The following is a 21,056-nucleotide window of genomic DNA, read 5'->3' on the forward strand; positions in this document are numbered from 1 at the left end:
AAACACAAGAAGCTTACTTTATGCCGGAATCTCCTTGGATGCCAAAAGTATCTCTCGAAGCTTCGAGGTAAGGAGATGCCGGAAATATTAAAACAGCTTTATGAAATAAATATTTGTGTGTGTAAATCCTGTGGTGGGCATCTTGGAAAACCACAGCTTCGAATACCACAAAGATGTTAAAATCTTATTCTTTCATACATTTTCTAAAGCCTCAAAGCTTGAGGTTTTGTTGTCGTACCTAATTTATCTGAAAACACTTGATTTCTGTAGCTTCTGCACAGGAACTCCTGTATAATCATGGGTAAGAACAAAAGATTGAAAGTCCATAGGTAGTAGCTACCCGGACGCTCACTTTGTTCAATTAGGTCAAATCGAAAATGGTGTAAACGAAGGGGCAGTTCACTGGAATGCCAAAACTGCTTTTTCGTTTACCCCATCATCGATTCTAACCTAAAGAATTTATTTTTCCAGCAACTTTAAAAATCTCTTATCATTCATTTGTTCATTTGTTAAATATTCCCCGTTATAAAACAGAGCATAAGTTGTAATTGGTGTAGGTGCATTTTGTGCTTGCTCTTTACTTTGCAAATGAATAGCTTTAAACTGTATACCCTTTTCTTTTGCGATTTCTTCTACGACAGGAACATATTTCGCATTAAACGGACATTGATTGGTATAATACAAAACATATCCAATTTCATCAATATGAGGGTGTTTAGCACCTTCTTTGAATTTAGGTAAAGAAGTCTTTTCACCAAAGAATAAACACCATAATTGAATACCATTATCAGCCTCATCACAAACGGTAAAACCTTTGTGTTTTAAAAATTTAGGGTCAGCTAAAAATGGTTTTTTCTTTTTGGAAGATAGGATACATAACCCTTTCTTCCCTTTAATTTTACTGTCTTCAATACACGCATTTAATAAGTCAGTTGAATATCCATGTCCCTTAAAAGAACCAGCTACCCAAAGACAGTTAATATACATATAGCTGTCTGCAACAATAGGATTCCAAGCGTTTTCAGCAGGAATATATTCAATAAAACATTTTCCTCGTTCTTTACTCTTTAGAAAAACTAACCCCTCATCAAATCGCTCATTTAGCCAATCCTTTTTTGATGATACTTGAATATCATTGTTATTTGAAATCGCACAGCATATATGCTCTTTGTCTATATTCTCATTGGTTACTCTGATATATTCCATAAAAACACCTTGTTTCTAAATTCTAATTTTTCAGTCCAGTTCCAGTCTCATTGAAATTAATTCCTGCCAGCCCTGGTAACGTGAGCAAAAGCCCCTTGGATTGCGACCGAATTCCACGAATCCCATACTTTTATACAAAGCAATTGCATGGCTGTTTTCGCTTACAACCTCCAATTCCAATTGAGAATAGCCTGCTTTTTTTGCACAATCTATGCAGGCTGCGATCAACGCGCGGCCGATTCCAATGCCGCAAAAATCTTTATCAACCGCAACCCCTAATTCTGCACGGTGTCTTATCTTGTTTGATCCCATACTGCCTACGCCCGCTGTTCCGACAATATGTCCGTCTACGACAGCGCAGAGATAAACATCTCTGTCTGCGCGCTCTCTGTCCGCCAAAAACTGCCTTTCAAACGCTGTATCAAAAGTTGCCTCATCCCTGTAGGACGCCAAAAAATCTGTCTGCTCATGAGTCAGGAGAAAAATATCTAAAACCTCCTGCGCATCATCACCAACGGCATTTCTAATGCAACATTCCTTATTATTCTTTAACAATACACTTTTTTCATACTGCATTTCTGCTCTCCTCCGTAAATCCTGTCAGATTTTAGATATAACTCTAAAAGACTTTTATTCTTTCCTGTATCCACTTTACCTCTTATTACGCTGTCCCACAGCAACCATTGTGGCCGCAAAAAACATAACAATTCTTCTGCATTATACCAATCACTTAAACATTTTCCCTGACAACAGCTCTTCTTCTCCCATGTGCCTTTCTCACTCAATCAGCCCATGTCAATCTTCAGATCTCCCGGTTTAATGATTCCTTTTGCCCGGAACACTTTCCCTGTCGCCCAGGTGATCACGATCGGAAGCACAAAGCAGATCAAAATCATTCCAGCCCACTGGAAAGCGCCTGCTTCATATCCCTTTGGCAGTTGTGACCATCCTGTTATGATTCCAATAGGTCCCACAAGTCCGGAGGTTCCCATACCGGAAGATATTGCAGGCCCGTTATTCCTCATCCGGAACACGCAGGTAGAAAGAGCGCCTGTAACAGCCGCGGTAATGGTAGGCGGAATCCACAGCACAGGCTTTTTCATCAGATTCGGCACCTGAAGCATGGAAGTTCCAAGCCCCTGCGCCACAAATCCGCCGATTCCGTTATCCGGAAAGCTTAACACCGCATATCCCAGCATATGAGCACAGCATCCTGCGGTTGCCGCTCCGCCTGCAAGAGAAAGTCCGTTCCAGATTTCCATTGTCACAGTACCGTCGGCAAGTCCGGAAAGAACTGCTCCGCCGCCCAGGCCGATGGCGGCGCAGATTGCCGCTGAGCTGATAGGGAGTGTCAGAACTGCCCCTACCACAGCAGAAACCACTATGCCCATCAGAAGCGGCTGAAGATTTGTAGCCCAGCCAATAAAGACTCCCAGCGCATCACAGACGGACTTGAACATGGGCGCAAAAACAATTGCAAGAGCCCCGCCTGTGATAATAGTCACCGCCGGGGTCACAATAATGTCAATTTTTGTTTCTTTGGACACCAGCTTTCCCACTTCACAGGCAATAATTCCAATAAAAAACACAGCCAGGGGTCCTCCGGAGCCGCCCAGAGCATTGCAGGCTGCTCCTACTGCCGCCAGTGAATACAGCACAAGAGGCGGCGCCATAAGCGCGTGGCCGATAGCCAGAGCCATTACAGGACCGGTGACGGAAGTGGCATAGCCGCCGATCTCCAGAAGTCTCTGGGAAATCATGCTTCCCGGCGCCACATTCTGTCCTATGGTATTGATGATAGTGCCGATCAGAAGCGACGCAAACAGACCAAGCGCCATAGCGCTCATGGCGTCAATTCCGTATCTTCTGAACGATATGATTACATTCTTTCTTTCAAGAAAAGTTTTCTTTGTATTTCTCATTGCCTTCTGTCTCCCTTTCGTCCCCCCGAACTGTACTTTAAGCTTTTTATTCCTCCTGAAAATCCTCTAAAGGCTCAGCCGGAATAAACACTCTGGAATTTTCTTTCTGCTCTTTTTTCTTTTTTCCTGACAGTTCCTGAGCTTCCCTGCAGAATTCCATCTGAGAATTCACAGGCTGTTTTCCTCTTCTGTCCTGTTTTTCGTAGGTTCCGTCAGGCTGAAGGATGTGGGCTTTTACATTGTCTTTTAATTCCAGTTCCAGCACATGCATGATCTGCGCCTTGATCTTTTCATCCTCTACCGGAAAAACAATCTCTACACGACGGTCCAGATTTCTCGGCATCCAGTCTGCGCTTCCCATATAAAACTCTTCAATTCCGCCATTATAAAAATAAAAGATACGGCTGTGTTCCAGGAAATCGCCTACGATAGAACGCACATGGATATTTTCGCTGACTCCCGGAATACCGGTCTTCAGGCAGCAGATTCCACGGATCACCAGTTCCACCTTAACTCCGCAGGAGGATGCATAATAAAGGGCCTGCATGATCACAGGATCGCAGAGAGAATTCATTTTTGCCATAATATGGCCGGGAATTCCTTTTCTGGCATTTTCCGCCTCCCGTTCAATCATTTCCAGGAATCGTGTTTTCATCCAGATCGGAGCAACAATCAGTCGATTCCAGCGTTTAGGCTCAGAATAACCTGACAGCATGTTAAATACCGCCGTAGCATCCTCTCCGTAGCGCTCGTCGCAGGTAAAAATGCCACAGTCTGTATAAAGCTTCGCAGTAGAATCGTTGTAGTTTCCAGTCGCAAGATGAACATAACGGCGGATTCCTGTCTCCTCTCTTCTTACTACAAGGGTGATTTTACTGTGAGTTTTCAGTCCTACCAGGCCGTAGATTACGTGACAGCCGGCCTTTTCCAGCATTTTTGCCCATACAATATTATTTTCCTCATCAAACCGTGCCTTCAGCTCCACCAGAACAGTGACCTGCTTGCCGTTTTCCGCCGCCTGAGCCAGCGCCGCAATGATAGGAGAATTTCCGCTGACGCGATAAAGCGTCTGCTTGATGGCAAGGACTCCCGGATCTTTTGCAGCCTGCCGTACAAAGTTCACCACCGGATCAAAGCTCATGTAAGGATGATGCAGGAAAACATCGCCTTCACGGATCACTTCAAAAATATTTTTGTCGGTCTGGAACTGAGGAACCGGTGCAGGTACATACTTGCCGGATTTATATTTTTCAAAGCCTTCCAGCCCATAGACCTTCATAAGCACAGTAAGATCCAGCGGTCCAGCTATGCTGAAAATATCCTCGTTTCTGATGTCAAACTCTGTTTTCAGGATCTTAAGAAGACGCTTATCCATTTTTTCTTCTGCTTCCAGACGGATAACCTCGCCCCACTGACGTTTCTTCAGCTGTTTCTGGATTTCCACCAGCAGATCCTCCGCCTCGTCCTCATCAATAGAAAGATCCGCGTTTCTCATGATCCGGTAAGGATGGGCGCATATCACATCATTGCTGAGGAACAGCTTGCCGATATTTCTCTCAATAATCTCTTCCAGAAGGATCACAGTTCTGACACCCTGTTTACCGGAAGGGATCTCGATCACTCTTGGCAGTACAGAAGGAACCTGAACTGTAGCAAATTCCAGAACCTCTTTCCCTTTCTTTTTGTCCTTCTTGGAGATCAGCGCGCCGATGTTCAGCGTTTTGTTCCGGATCAGAGGAAACGGCCTGGATGAATCCATTGCCATCGGAGTAAGCACCGGATACACATTGTCCTCAAAATAACGGTCTGCAAATTCTTTCTGCTTTTCTGTCAGCTCCTCATGGGCAAGGATCAGATGAAGTCCTGCCTTTTCAAGCGCAGGCATGACCGAACGTGTAAAGGTACTGTACTGGACACGTACCAGCTCATGAGTCTGCTCACTGATCTCCCGAAGCTGCTCTTTCGGGGTCAGACCTGCAATATCTGTTTTTTCATACCCTGCATGAACCTGATCCTTTAAGGATGCCACCCGGACCATAAAAAATTCGTCAAGGTTTGAAGAAGTGATGCTCAGAAATTTCAGCCTTTCAAAAAGCGGAAGAGACTTATCCCTTGCCTCGCTGAGCACCCTTTCGTTAAATTTCAGCCAGCTTAATTCTCTGTTCACATAATATTCCGGTTTTTCAAATTTTTTTGTATCCATTCTGCAATATCCTCCCTGGATTCTGTATCAGATTTCCCGCTCCTTTTATACTCTTCTCTTTCTTCTAAGGATCAGATGAATGCCAAATACTTCTTCAAAAAATTCCACCTTGTCTTTTAAAAGTCCCAGCTCCAGAGAAATATCGCGGCTGGAATCAATAATCAGATGAAGTTCCCGGTCCTTCAGCACTGCCCGAAGCCCCTCAACCTTCTGATAATGGCTTCTGTCCATGGCGTTGGCAAGCCGGAGAATGGCCGTGAGTTTTGCAACCAGAAGATAACGGTTTCTGTCCATTCCCGCTCCGTCATCAAAGTTTTCGTAATACACAAATTCCGTTGTATTATACCGGACTGCGCTTGCGATCACCTGACGTTCCTCTGTGGAAAGACCTATGATCTCTGTTGCCATGATAATGCGGTAAGAGCATTCTGCCACATCTGCCATACTTATGTATTTTCCGCAGTCATGAAGCTGGACAGCGATCTGAAGAAGAAGCCGTTCTCTTGCTCCCATTCCGTGGACTTTTTTCATGCTGTCAAAAATAGTCAGAGCCAGCTTCGTTGTCCCCTGAATATGATTTTTACTGCTGGAATATCTTTTGGCAATATTTCTGGAAGCGACCAGAATGTCATTTTCAAAATTATGGGCACTTTTTATATATTTTTTCTTTTCGCAGAAATCATACGCAATACCGTCCAGAAGCGACACACCGGGAACCCAAACAGCCTCTGCCTGAAATACATCCAGAAAGCTTTTGCAGATAACCATGGTAGGCACAACAAGGGAAGCATATTCCGGATCAATATCCATTTCTGCTGCAAGCATCTGATCCGTCTTATAAACAGTATCCTCATAACGCGCAGTAAATTCTGACATTGTGATAATATGGTCATAAATTTCTTCCCGGAAAATCGTATCCGTAAGAAAATCTCCCATCAGAATCACATTTTTGATGTCTCTGTCCTTCAGATAAAGCCGCTGAAAGGCCGTCAGATCGTTCCGGATAAACTCCCGGATCAGCTGGTCATAATGAGTATTGGCTTTTTCCAGCTCTTTCAGACGTTCCCTGATACGCATACTTCCCATTTTAAGGCTCTGAGTAGTCACAAGCGTATCTTTGTCAAAAAGAGAAACCTGAAGACCGCCGCCTCCTACGTCAAGGATTGCGGTTCCCTTTTGTATGATCTTTTTAAAGCCTGATTCAATGGCCGCAATGGATTTGTACCCCAGAAAATGCTGCTCCGCATTGCTTAATATCTCCACCCGGATTCCGGTTCTCTGATAGATCTGTTCCAGAATGATCACAGGATTTACCATTTCACGAAAAGCGCTTGTGGAACAGGCGCGATATTCCGTTACGCCAAACTCCAGCATCATATTTCGGAAATCTTTCAGCCTTTCGCAGATAGCGTCCACCATTCCCTGTTCCAGACGCCCGGAAGAATATGCGCCTTTTCCGATTTCCAGACGATATCTTACATGGTTCAGCTCGCGAAATCCGTTTTTTCTGGAAAGCTCAAAAATCTTCATACAGACCTCATAGGATCCGATATCAATTGCTGCAAAGGTTGTTACTGTCATGATTCACTCTCCTTTCCCAAAAGATGGTCAATAAACTGCTGGGCTGTGCGGCCTGTCAGTCCTCCGTGGGAAAGCTCCCACTGCCCTGCCTCAAGAAGCAGCTTTTCCTCCGGTATTTTAATTCCATTTCTCTCTGCCAGCACTTTTACAATATTCTGGAATTCCCTTCTCCCCGGAGCTCCAAAATAAATGCGAACCCCAAAACGATATACAAGAGACAGCTTCTCCTGAACGGTATCGGAAGAATGAAGATCATCCTCATCATTTAACTCCAGCTTGTCTCCGGAGCGTTCCCGTACCAGATGCCGCCGGTTGCTTGTTGCATAGATCAGAATGTTATCCGGCTTCCGCTCCAGTCCGCCTTCGATCACTGCCTTCAGATATTTATATTCAATCTCAAATTCCTCAAACGAAAGATCGTCCATATAAATGATAAATTTGTAGTTTCTGTCCTTGACCTGAGAGATTACCTGATTCAGATCCTTAAACTGATGCTTGTAAACCTCGATGATTCTTAACCCCTCGTCATAATACCGGTTCAGAATGCCTTTTATGCTGGAAGACTTTCCGGTTCCCGCATCCCCGAACAGGAGACAGTTATTTGCTTTTCTTCCTCTTACAAAAGCCTCTGTATTCTCGATCAGCTTCTGTTTGGGAATTTCATAGCCTACCAGATCATCCAGCGCTACATGGGCAATTCTTTTTATGGGGGCGATCACCACATTTCCTTTTTCGTCATGCTCGATCCGGAAGGCTTTGTGAAGTCCCAGCTTGCCAACTCCGAAATCCTTATAGAACCGGACCATATCCTCCATAAATTCTGTACTGTTTTCTGTCTGCGCCAGGGTTCTGCTCATATCACAGATCCGGTCTCTGACGCGCCTGTTAAACATTTTCCCGGTGTTCTCTGCCGCCTGATAGCTGCAGATGATCCTGCAGCACGATGTATGAAACAGTCTGTCAAAAGCGGTAAGGTCAAAGGCATACAGGTTCCTGAATATCTCAAAATCATGAAGGGCAAGCTCCTGAATGCTTCCCCCCACAGCTCCCCTGATCTCACAGGCTGTACTGAATGCATTTTCGTGATTTACCAAAAGAAGCGTCAGATAATCATGCCAGAGATTTCCCGAAAAGCCGTAAGCTCCCGCCATCTCCACCAGTTCTCCTACACACCGGAAAAATACAGGCTTCAGACTGTCCGGATCTTTCCTGTCATCAGACAGCGCATCCATCAGTTTTGCCATTTCCAGTAAAATCTCACCGTGTTCCATATCTCTGTACAGAACACATTCCTGTATTTCTGACATTCAGGCTTCCTCCTGTAATCCGTAATTTCCCAGAACTCTTACCCGATTGGCTTCCGCCTCAAGTCCCCGGATAGCGTTTTTTACTGCCGGATCCTCCAGATTCCCCTGGAAATCCACAAAGAAACGATATTCCCAGGTTTTTCCCGGAATAGGTCTGGACTCGATCTTTGACATATTCAGTCCGTTATATATAATATGGGAAAGCATATTATAAAGAGTCCGTCTCTCATGGGGAAGCTCAAAGCAGACACTGACCTTCTGGGATTTTTTCTCATAGACTGCTCTGTTGCTGACAATGATAAATCTTGTGACGTTCTGCTCATTATGGCAGATATTTTCTGCAAGGAGTTCAAGCCCGAACAGCTGCCCTGCTTCTCTGCTTGCAATGGCTGCGCAGGACGGATCCCGTTTTTCACTGACTTTTTTTGCCGAGGCTGCTGTGTTTTCCGTTTTTACTGTTTTCCATCCGGGATTCTCTTCCAGAAAACGTCTGCACTGGGCAAGAGCCTGAGGATGAGAATATACTGTTCTGATATCCTCCAGGGAGCTTCCCGGAATCCCAAGAAGAACATGATCCACCCGTATCACCTGCTCTCCTACAATATGAAGCTGGTATTCTGTAAGAAGATCATAAATATCTGTCACAATGCCCTGAGTGGAGTTCTCAATAGGAAGAACTGCATAATCCGCCCTTCCTGACACAACCTCTTTCATTGCGTTGCGGAAGGTTTCCGCATGATAGCTTTTAATCTCCTCCGGAAAATATGCTCTCATGGCTGCATAGCTGTATGCGCCCTCCACTCCCTGGAAAACAACCGTAACATTTCTAAGAGGCAGGGTGTCTACCATTTCGTAATCTCTGTTCTCTTCTTTTCCGTTTGAAGTGAGAAGCTGATACTGACGTTTGCGGCTGATGGCCATGATCTGCTGAAAAACTTCCTGGATTCCCAAAGCATTAAACTCTCCATGGGCCTGCTCTCCCAGTGATTTCAGTTTTTCTCTTTCCCTTACTGCGTCAAATACCGGTTTTCCGGTACGGATTTTATAGTTTGCCACATCTTCACTGACCTTCATTCTTTTTTCAAAAAGTCTGAGGATCTCACTGTCTATCTCATCTATCTGTCTTCTGCATTCCTGCAAATCTGTCATCTGTATTCCTCCCTGATAAAACTGCTGCCGTCCACAGGGCAGTATCCCTGGCGAACAGCAATGTCCCGCTTCTGTTTCCGGAACTTTTACAGTAAGTGTAGCATCTGCGTATTGTTTTTTCAAGACCGGGGCATGCTATAAAGAAGTTAAATTTATGTAAAAAAACAGGAAAGGATTGCTGTATATGAAACGAAATTTTCTGCTCTGCGGCTCTTTGGGCTGGTGTCTGGAAGTGTTCTGGACAGGCCTTCACTCTCTTCTGAACGGTCAGCCCACCATGATGGGGCAGACCTCTCTTCTGATGTTTCCTATTTACGGCTGCGCTGCAGTGATCGCCCCTCTTTATCACAGACTTGCATCCATTCCCGCCGCTGTCCGGGGCTGCCTTTATACGGTTGGTATTTTTGTTACTGAATTCTTTGCCGGAAGCTTTCTGAAGCACCTTGGGATCTGCCCCTGGGATTATAGCCACACCCCTTTTCACTACAGAGGAGTCATACGCCTGGACTATGCGCCGGTATGGTTTGTTACCGGCCTCCTTTTTGAGAAAATACTTTCAAAATCATCTTGAAAAAACACTTTTTCTATTATATCATTGAAAGTGATAATTTCAGAAATAACAGTTCTGAATCTGATTCCAGTTAAGGAGGTAACAAATGAGACATTTAATGAGCCCGTTGGACTTTTCTGTGGAAGAGCTTGATAAACTTCTTACCCTGGCCAACGACATTGAAAAGAACCCTGAAAAATATGCCCATGCCTGCGACGGAAAAAAACTTGCTACTTTGTTTTATGAGCCAAGTACCCGTACCCGTTTAAGCTTCGAAGCTGCCATGATGAATCTGGGCGGCAACGTGCTTGGATTTTCCTCGGCTGATTCCAGCTCCGCTGCAAAGGGCGAAAGTGTTGCAGATACCATCCGCGTCACATCCTGCTATGCAGATATCTGCGCCATGCGCCACCCCAAAGAGGGCGCTCCTCTGGTAGCTTCCATGGCTTCTTCCATTCCTGTTATCAATGCCGGAGACGGCGGTCATCAGCATCCTACTCAGACACTTACCGATCTTCTTACTATCCGCTCTCTGAAAGGAAGACTGGACAACCTTACCATCGGTCTGTGCGGAGACCTGAAGTTCGGACGCACCGTACATTCTCTGATCGAGGCTCTTGTACGCTACAGCAATGTAAAATTTGTACTGATCTCTCCGGAAGAGCTTCGTGTTCCAAGCTATATCCGCGAGGATGTGCTGACCAGACACAACATTGAATTTGAAGAGGTAGAACGGCTTGAGGATGCCCTTCCGAAACTTGACATTCTTTACATGACACGTGTTCAGAAGGAACGTTTCTTCAATGAAGAGGACTATGTCCGCATGAAAGACTTCTACATACTGGACAGGCAAAAGATGGAGCTTGCAAAGGAGGATATGTATATCCTGCATCCTCTTCCCCGTGTAAACGAAATCGCTGTTGAGGTGGATGACGACCCGAGAGCCGCTTATTTTAAACAGGCACAGTACGGCGTTTATGTCCGTATGGCCCTGATTCTCACATTACTGGAGGTGGATGTAACATGTTAAACGTAGGAGCACTCCGCGAGGGCTATGTTCTTGACCATATCAAGGCAGGCAAAGCCATGACGATCTATCATGACCTGAAACTGGACAAGCTTGACTGTACAGTTGCCATTATCAAAAACGCCCGCAGTAACAAAATGGGTGTTAAGGATATCATCAAAGTTGAATGTCCTATCGAAAAGCTGGATCTGGATATCCTTGGCTTTATTGACCACAATATCACTGTCAATATCATCAAGGACGAAAAGATTGTTGACAAAAAAGAGCTGAAGCTTCCAAAAAAGATCACCAATGTGATCAAATGCAAAAACCCCAGATGTATTACTTCCATTGAGCAGGGGCTGGATCATGTATTCTTCCTGGCAGATGAAGAAAAAGAGATTTACCGCTGCCAGTACTGCGAAGAAAAATACAGAGGAAAACGCAACAAATAAAATTCCATTTATAGACGGCAAAACAAGAGACAGATGAAGATCAGCCTGCTGCAGGCCTCTGATCAAACATCTGTCTCTTTTTATTTCCATCCATATTTTTATTTTATCGTAATATATGCACAAGCAGACCGATAAGCCGGGTTATGTCGTTGAGTGATCATCTGTCTAGGCCGGCCGTTACCGGACGGCTCAAGCGACCCACCTGAAAGCACGACGGGCAGCCGTATCGCTTTCTTCTCGGTCTTGCTTCAAATGGAGTTTACATGTGCCCGTTCTGTTACCACAACGGCGGTAGTCTCTTACACTGCCTTTCCACCCTTACCTTCATAGAGAAGGCGGTTTATTTCTGTTGCACTGGTCTGGGAGTCACCTCCACCGGACGTTATCCGGCATCCTGCCCTGTGAAGCCCGGACTTTCCTCGTCTGCACCCTTTCGTCTGTACAGCCGCGATCACCTGGCCTGCTTGCGCAAAAGCTATTTTAACACGGTTTACTCAAGATGTAAAGAAAGATTTCTATACGTCAAAACAGCTTCCTCCTACAAATTCTCTTAAAATGGAATTATGGGGAACCGCCTCGCTTGGAACTGCTACAAAATAGTCCAGGAACTTCAGGAGACGTTTTGCCTCCACATATTCCGGCTCCTTCTGATCAATTCCAAACAGGAGAGGTTCTGCATAAAGCTTCAGACATGCCAGCTCATATACCAGAGCTGAATTAAACATTACATCCGCCTGTTCCTGGAACGGAAAAATATTCGCCTCCTCGCCTCTGCGCACAGAAGGCCAGCGGGCAATGGTTTCCTTTGCTGAGATGCCTCTTGTCCGGGCGTCCCTGACGATCCTGCGGATCAGCCGTCCGTCTGTGGTAGGGATCCGGTTATGCTCGTCAATATTCAGCTGCGTCAGAGCGCTGATGTAGATTTTAAACTTGTTTTCCATCGGAAGCCCATAGCTTAATCTGTCGTTCAGCCCGTGGATACCTTCGATCACAAGCACGTCTTCTTTCCCCAGCTTAAGAAAATCTCCTCTGTATTCCCTCATGCCGGTTTTGAAATTGTATACCGGAAGCTCCACTCTCTCGCCGCTTAAAAGCGCCAGCATGTCTTTATTAAACTGCTCTACGTCAATGGCTTCCAGACATTCGTAGTTCTTTTCTCCAAACTCATCCAGAGGGGTGTTCTCTCTGTTCACAAAATAATTATCCACGGCAATGGGATGAGGCCGCATGCCATGGGCTCTCAGCTGAATACTCAGTCTGTGAGAAAACGTTGTTTTTCCTGAAGAAGAAGGACCGGCGATCATGACAAATTTTTTATTGCCGGCTTCTGCGATCCTTTCTGCAATCCCGGAAATCTTTGCCTCCTGAAGAGCCTCCTGAACCAGAAGGATATTCTGGATCCCCTCGCCTGTGATCCTGTCATTCAGATCTCCCACACAGGCAATATCCAGTTTTTCCACCCATTCCTGAGATTCTTTCTGAACCCGAAAGATTTTTTCCTCAGGCGCAAAAGGCGGGATCTCATCCGGTCTGTTCCTTTCCGGAAGTTCCAGTACAAAGCCTTCGTCATAAGACTTCAGATCAAAATATCTGAGATAACCGGTATGGCTTGCCATATATCCGTAAAAGTAATCCTCATAATTCCCAATACTGTAAAGGTTTACCCTGGATACTCTCCGATAGCGAAAAAGCTGCTCTTTGTCATACATCCCGTGTTTATGGAAAAGCTCGACCGCTTCATGGGTACTGACAGAACGCTTTTGGATGGGAAGGTTTGCCTCTGCAAGCTCATGCATCCTGGCCTTTACCCGATCCAGAAACTCCTGGTCAGGGGCTGTACTTTGCTTTATGGTAAAATAATATCCGGAGCCTACCGAATAATGGATCACCACATTGTCTGCGCCATCCTTGCCCGCAACATCATAAATCGCTTTTAAAAGAAGCATGCACACACTTCTTTTATAGGTCTCATGTCCAATACTGTCCTTTGTTGTCACAAGCTCCAGCCTGCAGTCCTTCTTCAGCTTCTTGTGCAGTTCTTCCAGCTTCCCGTTGACTGTCACAAGGATCACGGGAGCATCCCAGAGTTCCCGGAAGTCTTTTACAATCTCTCCATACGCAGTTCCCTGTGGATACTCTTTTACTGTCCCGCCGAGTTCGACCTTTCGCATATTCTGTTCCATAAAGCCTCCGCCTCCTGTCCTTCGCTCTCCGCAGCCTTTCAGGCTCTGTGAATTTTAGGTTATAATAAAGTATATGGGCTTACTATACGGGCGCATGAAACCTTCAGCTCCGGAAATTCTGCTGAAAGCTTCCTGCTTACTGCTTCCATAAAAATATATTCTGTTCCGTAATGTCCGGCATCGATCACTGCCAGCCCCTGCGCTGTGGCATCAATTCCTGTATGGTGGTCAATGTCTCCTGTAATATAGACCTGGGCGCCCTTTTTCAGCGCATCCGGAATCATGCTTTTTCCGCTGCCTGTACATACCGCTGCTGTTTCTACCATCTGTTCCGGCTCACCATAAAGCCTTACGTCATTCAGGGACAGCGCCTCCTTTACATAAAGAGCACATTCTTTAAGGCTCATTGGTTCAGGAAGTTTTCCCACGCGTCCGAACCCCTGCGGCCTCTGCTCTGTTTCTGCTGTCACAGAAAGAACCTGACGTTCTTTCAGTTTCAGATAATCCGCGCTGAGTTCTGCCATTCCCATTACATCATAATTGGTGTGCATGGCAAAATACGAAATATTATGGCGGATCAGTGACAGCACCTTTCTGCCTGTAAAATCGTGATTATTGATCTTTTTCATGCCACGGAAAATCATTGGATGATGAGTAATGATCATATCCGCCTGCGCTTTCACAGCTTCCTCCAGCACAGCCTCCGTAAGATCCAGAGCAAGAAACACATGATGTACCTCCTGCCCGTCATCTCCTACCAGAAGTCCTACATTGTCCCAGTCTTCTGCCATGTTTCCGGGATATTCTCCCTCCAGCCAGTCTGTCAGTTCTCTAACCTTCATATCGTCTTAAAGCGGTAAGGAGCTTCCGCTTTTCCTCCTCTACTTCCTGTCTGCGCTGTCCTGCCGAAGCTCCCGGAGCATCCTTCAGGCGCTCAAGGATCTCCTTTCGGATCCTGAGTTCCCGTTCCAGATACTGTCTCAGAACCGGATGACATTTTTCCAGAAGAAACTTTCCGAATTCCAGCTCTTCTTCTGTCCACTCTCTGTCTGCTTTTCCGGGAACAGCCTTCATCAACGGATAAAATTTTCCCTCTTCAAGAACCATTTCTTCATTTACAATATGGTATCCATTTTCAAAAAGAAATTTCCTTACATGAGGAATGTCTGACTGGGGCTGAAGGATCAGCTCCCGGAAGCCCTTTCGGGTTTCTTCTCCCTCTGTCAGGATTTTTTCCATCAGAGGGCCTCCCATTCCGGCAATCACAAGAGTGTCCCCCTCTTCTTTGCCGATTTCCTTCAATCCGTCAGAAAGTCTTGTTTCTATGTAGTTATCCAGTCCATACTGATGAATATGCTCCCTGGCTCTGGACAAAGGTCCTTTCCCCACATCTGCGGCGATCGCCCGGGGAATCTTTTTTTCAAATATCAGGTATACCGGCAGATATCCATGATCGCATCCCACATCTACCAGCCGGTTTCCTTCCGTCACCATCTCTGCAATGGCAGACAGTCTCAATGATAACTGCATGTCCTGCTCCTTAATCCAGATAATCCTTCAGCTTGCGGCTGCGACTTGGATGACGGAGCTTGCGCAGCGCCTTTGCCTCAATCTGACGGATACGCTCTCTGGTAACATTAAATTCTTTTCCCACCTCTTCCAGAGTGCGGGCGCGTCCGTCATCAAGACCGAATCTGAGACGAAGAACCTTCTGCTCTCTTTCTGTCAGGGTTCCGAGGACCTCGATCAGCTGCTCCTTTAAAAGAGTAAAGGCTGCAGCGTCTGCCGGAACCGGGACATTATCATCCTGGATAAAGTCACCAAGATGGCTGTCCTCTTCCTCACCGATCGGTGTTTCCAGAGAAACCGGCTCCTGGGAGATCTTCAGGATCTCGCGTACACGGTCCACAGACATATCCATTTCTTCTGCGATCTCCTCCGGACTTGGTTCGCGTCCAAGCTCCTGAAGCAGCTGACGGGAAACACGGATAAGCTTATTGATGGTCTCTACCATATGAACCGGAATACGAATGGTTCTGGCCTGGTCTGCAATGGCTCTTGTGATAGCCTGGCGGATCCACCAGGTAGCATAGGTACTGAATTTATATCCTTTGCGGTAATCAAACTTTTCTACCGCCTTGATAAGACCCAGATTTCCTTCCTGGATAAGATCAAGGAAAAGCATTCCTCTTCCCACATAGCGCTTTGCAATGCTGACAACAAGACGAAGATTTGCTTCTGCAAGACGTTTCTTTGCATTTTCATCGCCTTTTTCCATTCGCTGCGCAAGCTCGATCTCCTCGTCTGCAGTCAGAAGACTGACCTTACCGATCTCCTTCAGATACATGCGGACAGGATCCTCTATGCTGACGCCTTCCGGAACAGAAAGATCGATCTTGTCAAGCTCCACCTCTTCCTCGTCGTCCAGCTTGTCAATGTCCATGTCGTCATCCAGGATCAGTTCCTCGTCATTTCCTGTAATGCGGAGCACATCTACCCCACTTGCTTCAAGAAAGTCAAACACCTTTTCCATCTGGTCCACTTCCAGATTCTGATCCTTAAAAAAGTCATTGATCTCCTGATATTCCAGCACATTTTTTTTCTTTTTGGCAAGCTCCAGAAGTTCTACCAGTTTCTCACTGAATTTACCCATATTCATTTCCATAGGTGCTTAATCCCTCCATATAGTGTTTATATTTTATCCTTATTCAAAAGAAATATGCAGTTCCCGGCGTTTTCTGCCAAGATCCTCCAGTTCTTTTTTTGCTTTTACAAGCTTCTGCAGACCCTGAAGATCGGACGGATCCCAGTTTCTGTTCTTTTCCGCAAGGCTTTCCTGCTTGATTCGGAGAAGCGTGTCCGCAAATGCCTGATCCTGTTCCTGCTGCGTTTCCAGATGAATCGTGGCGTTAAATAAAGAAGCCACCTCTCTCTGTTCCTCGCTGTCCGGGAAGCTGTTCAGAAGTCTTGCAGGATTTATTTCGCCCTCTTCTCTCTGCTGAAACAGCATCTGAGCCACCTCCCGGTAAAGGGGAACAACAAAATCCTCCGGAGTCAGATACTGGGCTACCTTGTCAAATATCTTCGGATAAGTGACAAGCCAGGTAAGCATAAGCTTCTGGGAAGTGTCTGACGCCGACTCCTTTTTCTTTTTTTCCGGCGAACCGGATTTCGGCTGAGTCCGGTGCTCTGCAGGAGTCCCCTTTAAAGCTAGCGTATTCACACGCTTTCTCAAATCCTCACTGCTGATCCCATAACGTCCTCTGTATATTTTAACGACAGCGTCGATGTAAAGATTTCGTTCCAGCTCATCCTTCAGTTCCAGAAGCATCTGTGCACACCGCTCAAAAAACTGATTCTGACCCTGAGGATCATTCATGGAAAATTCGTTTTCCGCAACCTCAACCCGGAACAGAAAGCTGTCCCTGGCCTCTTCAAGCCTCTGTTCAAAGGCCTCCGGTCCCATATTCCGGATAAATTCATCCGGATCCTTATAGGGCTTCAGACTGACAACTCTGGAATTTACCCCTGCCTCCCGAAGGATCGGAATTCCCCTGAGCGCCGCCCGGATTCCCGCTTCATCACTGTCATATAAAAGCAGCACTTCCTGAGTATAGCGCTTCAGAAGACTTGCATGTCCTGATGTAAGCGCTGTTCCCAGAGATGCCACCGCGTTGGTAAAGCCAGCCTGGTGCATGGAGATCACATCCATATAGCCCTCGCAGAGGATCAGATATTTTTTCCTTGTGGTCCGGGCAATGTTCAGCCCGTAAAGATTCCTGCTTTTATCAAAAATCTTTGTTTCCGGAGAGTTGAGATATTTAGGCTTCGCATCTCCCATAACGCGTCCGCCAAAGCCAATGACCCTGTTATTTACATCCATGATCGGAAAGATCACCCGGTTCCAGAATTTATCATACATTCCGTGCCGTTCGTCCACATTAAAAAGCCCAGACTCTCTCAGCCGGTCATCCGGATAGCCTTTGGCTTTCAGATAGCGGTACAGGCCTCCGCCGGCCCGGTCCGAATACCCCAGCCCGAACTTTCTCATAGTCTCCTCGCTGAGTCCCCGGTTTTTCAGATAATCAAGACCCGTCTGACCTTTTTCTGTGCGAAGCTGATAATAAAAATACTGCGCCGCCTGTTTATTGATCTCCAGAAGCTCTGCTTTTTCCTGAGCCTTCTGTCTGACTTCTCTGGAGTATTCGATCTTCGGAAGCTCCACCCCCGCCCTGTCTGCCAGATACTTTAAGGCCTCTCCAAAAGTATAATTCTCATACTCCATAATAAAATTAAATACATTCCCTCCTGCTCCGCAGCCAAAGCAGTAATACATCTGTTTGCCGGGCGTTACGGAAAAGGAAGGAGTTTTTTCGTTATGAAAAGGGCACAGACCAAAATAGGAATTTCCCTTTTTTGTAAGTCTTACATATTGGGATACTACGTCTACAATATCATTTTTGCTTCGTACTTCTTCAATGATATCGTCTGAATAGCGCATAGACATCCTCCTCTGTTATTTAATAGCTGTCCCATGACTGAGGTATGTAAATTTCCCGGAACTTTGTCATAGAATACTGATCTGTCATTCCGGAGAGATAATCGCAGACCGCTCTGTCTGTGGACTCTCCTTTTAGAAGCAGATCCCGGTATTCTCTGGACATTGCCTCCGGATGCTCTATATAATACCGATACAGCTCCTTCAGCATATTGATCGCCTTTTTTTCCTCGCGCTTGGCTTCCCGGTGATCATAAACGCTCCGGAACATCAGCTCCCTGAGATCCATAAGCGCTTCCTGTATCTCCTCTGACATCTGGATCCGGTCTCTGTCCATACTGTTTTCTATAATGTCATGTACAAAGGTATTCAGCCTCTCTCTTGTGGTGTAGCCCAGAAGCATTCTCATGGTTACGGGAATATCGTCCTCTGTAATAATGCCGGCTCTCTGCGCATCGTCCATATCATGATGAAGATAGGCGATCTTATCAGAAAACCTTACCACCTGTCCCTCCAGAGTAGAAGGATTCCCGCTGGTACGGTGATTCAGGATCCCGTCAATGACCTCCCAGGTCAGATTGAGACCTTCACCGTTTTTTTCCAGAACCTGCACTACCCGGGCGCTCTGTTTATAATGAGCAAAACCGCCCGGACTGATCTCATTAAGAGCTTTTTCTCCAGCATGACCAAAAGGCGTGTGTCCCAGGTCATGTCCCAGCGCAATGGCCTCCACCAGATCCTCATTCAGTCTGAGAGCCTTGGCAATAGTACGGGCGATCTGAGAAACCTCCAGTGTGTGAGTGAGACGGTTTCTGTAATGATCTCCCTGAGGCGCCAGAAAAACCTGAGTCTTATCCTTCAGTCTGCGAAACGCCTTACTGTGAAGAATCCTGTCTCTGTCCCGCTGAAATACAGTGCGCACATCACATTCTTCTTCCGCCCGTTCCCGTCCTATGGATCGGACACTGCAGGAAGCATAGGGACTTAAAAGCTCCAGTTCCCTTTTTTCCATGCTTTCTCTTATATTCATAGGCAATTCCTCCACAGAATGACAAAATACCCCTTATTAATTATATTCTACACAAAGCTTCAAATTCCTCTTTTTTCAAAAAAATAAGCATATGGATTTTTCCCGACACGGGTTTATTAAACAGGCAAGACTATATAAACTCTCAGACTTATTAAAAAGATCTTGTCAGTATGCAAAAAACTCTTAACATCACATCAATCTCTGTGATATCAAGAGTTCTAAATCAGAATGCGGAAGATGGGACTTGAACCCACACAAGCGCAATGCTTACAAGATCCTTAGTCTTGCTCGTCTGCCAGTTCCGACACTTCCGCATATCGCATTTCTTCGGGATTATTTTGTTTCTCCCTCGCGACAGATTTTAGTATATCAGTCATCAACAAATTTGTCAATAACTTTTTTCACAGTTTTTACTGTGAATGCGGAAGATGGGACTTGAACCCACACAAGCGCAATGCTTACAAGATCCTTAGTCTTGCTCGTCTGCCAGTTCCGACACTTCCGCATATCGCATTTCTTTGGGATTATTTTGTTTCTCCCTCGCGACGAATTGTAGTATATCAAAACCAGCAGACAAAGTCAATACCTTTTTTATATTTTTTTATTTTTCGCAAATGTTTTGCTTTTTCACAATATTTATCTCAGTTCAGCTCCGCGATCCGGCTGACCGCCACATAGATCTCCTGTATTTTATACCAGGTGGGATAATCGGTGATTCCTGTCTCAGGCAAACCAAATACCCCCTGAAAACGCCGTACTGCATCTGCTGTCCTCTGTCCGTAAATACCGTCTGCATTCACAGAGGGAACCGCCGGATAGGATTGGGAAATTGTGTTGATCTGCTCCTGAAGCTGCCGAACCTTTGCCCCGGTAGCCCCAATATCCAGATCATATCCGGGCCAGGAAGCCGGAACTCCGGAAACTTCTTCTGCCACATTAATATACATATCATCCCCGTAAAAATACCGAAGGATCTCTATGGGAGAATAGCCCTGATCTCCAAGGGTCTTGCTGCCCCACTGGGTCATCCAGCCTCTGTCCCTGCACTGTACACGCTGTCCGTCACAGTACTGAGTAAGAATCGGCTGACGCACATCCGGACGGGACAGATAATTTTCAAACAACTCATCTACGATTCTGGAAATGCTGTCAAACACATTTCTTCCGTAAATCCATTTATGATCATAGACGGTTGACGAGGTAATGGTAAAATCATAGCCTTTATTCCGGTACCATTCTGTATACACCCTGTTCAAAGTAAACGACATAATAGCCAGAACATTGGCCCGTATGGTATCGTCCGGCCAGGTGGCATAAATTTCACTGCTTGCCACATTTTTTATATAATCTTTATAACGCACATAATAATTTCCTGCCGACTGATCTCCTACCGGACCGTTATGGACAATTACATATTCCGGAATCACAACCTTGCTTAAAACGATCTCTCCCGTTTCATTGACAGGTTTGATCTCCGCTTCCGGATTTTTGGGCGGATATTCCGCAAACAGCGTATGGGGACCGATCACGATCCTGTCAAAGCTTTGCCGTGACTGAAATCTCAGTCTGACAGGCTGCTGAGCAAGAACATCCGGCAGAACTTCTGTTCCTGCAATTTCTTCTCTTTCAAATCCCTCCGCCTCTATCTGAATAGTATATTCGGCATAAGGCTGTTCTTCCGATGGTTCCATGCTGTATTCCAGAGGAGGGGACTTAAGTTCCAGAACCGGTGTCTGACCTGAAGAATCTGTTTTTATCTCCTCTACAGTCCGGTCAGGCTCTCCTGTGTAGGAGATTCTTACCACTGCGTCTTCTACCGGCCTTGTTCCGTCTTCTGTAAGAACGGTTACCTGCAGCCCTCCTCTGGAAGTATTTTCCTGCTGCATTCTCAGGCCGCTGTATTTTCTGTAGGGATATGACTGATCCATTTTGTTCTCCAAAAAACAGTTTTACAGCATTTTATGCG

General features: G+C 45.8%; 17 protein-coding genes, 2 tRNA genes, 1 other RNA gene and 1 pseudogene. 4 read left to right on the top strand and 17 right to left on the bottom strand.

What is annotated here, in order from left to right; translation table 11 throughout:
- Positions 1-180 (top strand): annotated as a pseudogene (locus NSA57_RS20025) (IS91 family transposase); the annotation flags it as partial.
- A 279-nt stretch (positions 181-459) separates the two neighbouring features.
- On the opposite strand, the gene NSA57_RS01510 reads toward NSA57_RS20025, so the two are convergent.
- From NSA57_RS01510 to pheA, 7 genes are all read right to left on the bottom strand, one after another.
- Positions 460-1,206, bottom strand: coding sequence for an N-acetyltransferase (locus tag NSA57_RS01510; protein WP_147599112.1), 747 nt, complete (start codon positions 1,204-1,206; stop codon positions 460-462).
- A gap of 30 nt (positions 1,207-1,236) precedes the next feature.
- Positions 1,237-1,782, bottom strand: a complete 546-nt coding sequence (locus tag NSA57_RS01515) for a GNAT family N-acetyltransferase (protein ID WP_173752259.1) — start codon at positions 1,780-1,782, stop codon at positions 1,237-1,239.
- A 209-nt stretch (positions 1,783-1,991) separates the two neighbouring features.
- Entirely contained in the window at positions 1,992-3,128 is a 1,137-nt protein-coding gene (locus NSA57_RS01520) for a PTS sugar transporter subunit IIC (RefSeq protein WP_173752260.1), read from the bottom strand.
- A gap of 46 nt (positions 3,129-3,174) precedes the next feature.
- Entirely contained in the window at positions 3,175-5,331 is a 2,157-nt protein-coding gene (locus tag NSA57_RS01525; protein WP_257463785.1) for an RNA degradosome polyphosphate kinase, read from the bottom strand.
- Between the two features lie 45 nt (positions 5,332-5,376).
- Entirely contained in the window at positions 5,377-6,912 is a 1,536-nt protein-coding gene (locus NSA57_RS01530) for a Ppx/GppA phosphatase family protein (RefSeq protein WP_173752262.1), read from the bottom strand.
- Positions 6,909-8,219, bottom strand: a complete 1,311-nt coding sequence (locus tag NSA57_RS01535) for an ATP-binding protein (protein WP_257463786.1) — start codon at positions 8,217-8,219, stop codon at positions 6,909-6,911. Before NSA57_RS01535 ends, NSA57_RS01530 begins: the two co-directional genes overlap by 4 nt.
- On the bottom strand, positions 8,220-9,368 hold the full coding sequence (gene pheA, locus NSA57_RS01540) for a prephenate dehydratase (RefSeq protein WP_257463787.1): 1,149 nt from the start codon (positions 9,366-9,368) through the stop codon (positions 8,220-8,222).
- A gap of 184 nt (positions 9,369-9,552) precedes the next feature.
- Here pheA and NSA57_RS01545 point away from each other — a divergent pair, with 184 nt between their 5' ends.
- From NSA57_RS01545 to NSA57_RS01555, 3 genes are all read left to right on the top strand, one after another.
- Positions 9,553-9,939: a putative ABC transporter permease gene (locus tag NSA57_RS01545; protein WP_147599106.1), complete on the top strand. Its 387-nt coding sequence runs from the start codon at positions 9,553-9,555 to the stop codon at positions 9,937-9,939.
- An 85-nt stretch (positions 9,940-10,024) separates the two neighbouring features.
- Positions 10,025-10,948, top strand: a complete 924-nt coding sequence (pyrB, locus tag NSA57_RS01550) for an aspartate carbamoyltransferase (protein WP_257463788.1) — start codon at positions 10,025-10,027, stop codon at positions 10,946-10,948.
- Positions 10,942-11,379, top strand: coding sequence for an aspartate carbamoyltransferase regulatory subunit (locus NSA57_RS01555; RefSeq protein ID WP_022068651.1), 438 nt, complete (start codon positions 10,942-10,944; stop codon positions 11,377-11,379). The genes pyrB and NSA57_RS01555 overlap by 7 nt, the downstream gene beginning before the upstream one ends.
- A gap of 116 nt (positions 11,380-11,495) precedes the next feature.
- Here NSA57_RS01555 and rnpB read toward each other — a convergent pair.
- The 10 genes from rnpB to NSA57_RS01605 all read right to left on the bottom strand — a co-directional run bounded on the left by rnpB (position 11,496) and on the right by NSA57_RS01605 (position 21,018).
- Positions 11,496-11,846, bottom strand: an RNA gene (gene rnpB, locus NSA57_RS01560) — RNase P RNA component class A.
- Between the two features lie 48 nt (positions 11,847-11,894).
- Positions 11,895-13,562 carry a nucleoside kinase gene (locus NSA57_RS01565; RefSeq protein ID WP_257463789.1) on the bottom strand — a complete coding sequence of 556 codons (1,668 nt, stop codon included), beginning with the start codon at positions 13,560-13,562 and terminating at the stop codon, positions 11,895-11,897.
- Between the two features lie 59 nt (positions 13,563-13,621).
- Positions 13,622-14,404, bottom strand: coding sequence for a Nif3-like dinuclear metal center hexameric protein (locus NSA57_RS01570; protein ID WP_147599103.1), 783 nt, complete (start codon positions 14,402-14,404; stop codon positions 13,622-13,624).
- Positions 14,394-15,092 (bottom strand): tRNA (adenine(22)-N(1))-methyltransferase, encoded by a 699-nt coding sequence (locus NSA57_RS01575; RefSeq protein WP_257463790.1) that lies wholly within the window; start codon positions 15,090-15,092, stop codon positions 14,394-14,396. Before NSA57_RS01575 ends, NSA57_RS01570 begins: the two co-directional genes overlap by 11 nt.
- Positions 15,093-15,102: 10 nt before the next feature.
- Complete coding sequence (gene rpoD, locus NSA57_RS01580; protein WP_022068647.1) at positions 15,103-16,227, bottom strand: RNA polymerase sigma factor RpoD; 1,125 nt, start codon at positions 16,225-16,227, stop codon at positions 15,103-15,105.
- 39 nt (positions 16,228-16,266) lie between these two features.
- Positions 16,267-18,063, bottom strand: a complete 1,797-nt coding sequence (gene dnaG, locus NSA57_RS01585; RefSeq protein WP_257463791.1) for a DNA primase — start codon at positions 18,061-18,063, stop codon at positions 16,267-16,269.
- Between the two features lie 19 nt (positions 18,064-18,082).
- A complete protein-coding gene (locus NSA57_RS01590; RefSeq protein ID WP_147599100.1) occupies positions 18,083-19,090 on the bottom strand; it encodes a deoxyguanosinetriphosphate triphosphohydrolase in 1,008 nt (335 codons plus the stop codon).
- Positions 19,091-19,319: 229 nt separating this feature from the next.
- Positions 19,320-19,404 (bottom strand) — tRNA-Leu (locus NSA57_RS01595).
- 106 nt (positions 19,405-19,510) lie between these two features.
- Positions 19,511-19,595, bottom strand: a tRNA-Leu gene (locus NSA57_RS01600).
- A 136-nt stretch (positions 19,596-19,731) separates the two neighbouring features.
- The gene (locus tag NSA57_RS01605; RefSeq protein ID WP_147599099.1) at positions 19,732-21,018 is read right to left on the bottom strand and encodes a peptidoglycan-binding protein; all 1,287 of its coding nucleotides are present in this window, start codon (positions 21,016-21,018) and stop codon (positions 19,732-19,734) included.
- Positions 21,019-21,056 lie beyond the last annotated feature (38 nt).

This window comes from Blautia caecimuris (genome assembly GCF_024622975.1).
GTDB lineage: Bacteria > Bacillota > Clostridia > Lachnospirales > Lachnospiraceae > Blautia_A > Blautia_A caecimuris.

Coding starts and splice junctions, on each gene's coding strand:
- NSA57_RS01510 (WP_147599112.1), bottom strand. CDS start 1,206: ATGGAATATATCAGAGTAACCAATGAGAATATAGACAAAGAGCATATA.
- NSA57_RS01515 (WP_173752259.1), bottom strand. CDS start 1,782: ATGCAGTATGAAAAAAGTGTATTGTTAAAGAATAATAAGGAATGTTGC.
- NSA57_RS01520 (WP_173752260.1), bottom strand. CDS start 3,128: ATGAGAAATACAAAGAAAACTTTTCTTGAAAGAAAGAATGTAATCATA.
- NSA57_RS01525 (WP_257463785.1), bottom strand. CDS start 5,331: ATGGATACAAAAAAATTTGAAAAACCGGAATATTATGTGAACAGAGAA.
- NSA57_RS01530 (WP_173752262.1), bottom strand. CDS start 6,912: ATGACAGTAACAACCTTTGCAGCAATTGATATCGGATCCTATGAGGTC.
- NSA57_RS01535 (WP_257463786.1), bottom strand. CDS start 8,219: ATGTCAGAAATACAGGAATGTGTTCTGTACAGAGATATGGAACACGGT.
- pheA (WP_257463787.1), bottom strand. CDS start 9,368: ATGACAGATTTGCAGGAATGCAGAAGACAGATAGATGAGATAGACAGT.
- NSA57_RS01545 (WP_147599106.1), top strand. CDS start 9,553: ATGAAACGAAATTTTCTGCTCTGCGGCTCTTTGGGCTGGTGTCTGGAA.
- pyrB (WP_257463788.1), top strand. CDS start 10,025: ATGAGACATTTAATGAGCCCGTTGGACTTTTCTGTGGAAGAGCTTGAT.
- NSA57_RS01555 (WP_022068651.1), top strand. CDS start 10,942: ATGTTAAACGTAGGAGCACTCCGCGAGGGCTATGTTCTTGACCATATC.
- NSA57_RS01565 (WP_257463789.1), bottom strand. CDS start 13,562: ATGGAACAGAATATGCGAAAGGTCGAACTCGGCGGGACAGTAAAAGAG.
- NSA57_RS01570 (WP_147599103.1), bottom strand. CDS start 14,404: ATGAAGGTTAGAGAACTGACAGACTGGCTGGAGGGAGAATATCCCGGA.
- NSA57_RS01575 (WP_257463790.1), bottom strand. CDS start 15,092: ATGCAGTTATCATTGAGACTGTCTGCCATTGCAGAGATGGTGACGGAA.
- rpoD (WP_022068647.1), bottom strand. CDS start 16,227: ATGGAAATGAATATGGGTAAATTCAGTGAGAAACTGGTAGAACTTCTG.
- dnaG (WP_257463791.1), bottom strand. CDS start 18,063: ATGCGCTATTCAGACGATATCATTGAAGAAGTACGAAGCAAAAATGAT.
- NSA57_RS01590 (WP_147599100.1), bottom strand. CDS start 19,090: ATGAATATAAGAGAAAGCATGGAAAAAAGGGAACTGGAGCTTTTAAGT.
- NSA57_RS01605 (WP_147599099.1), bottom strand. CDS start 21,018: ATGGATCAGTCATATCCCTACAGAAAATACAGCGGCCTGAGAATGCAG.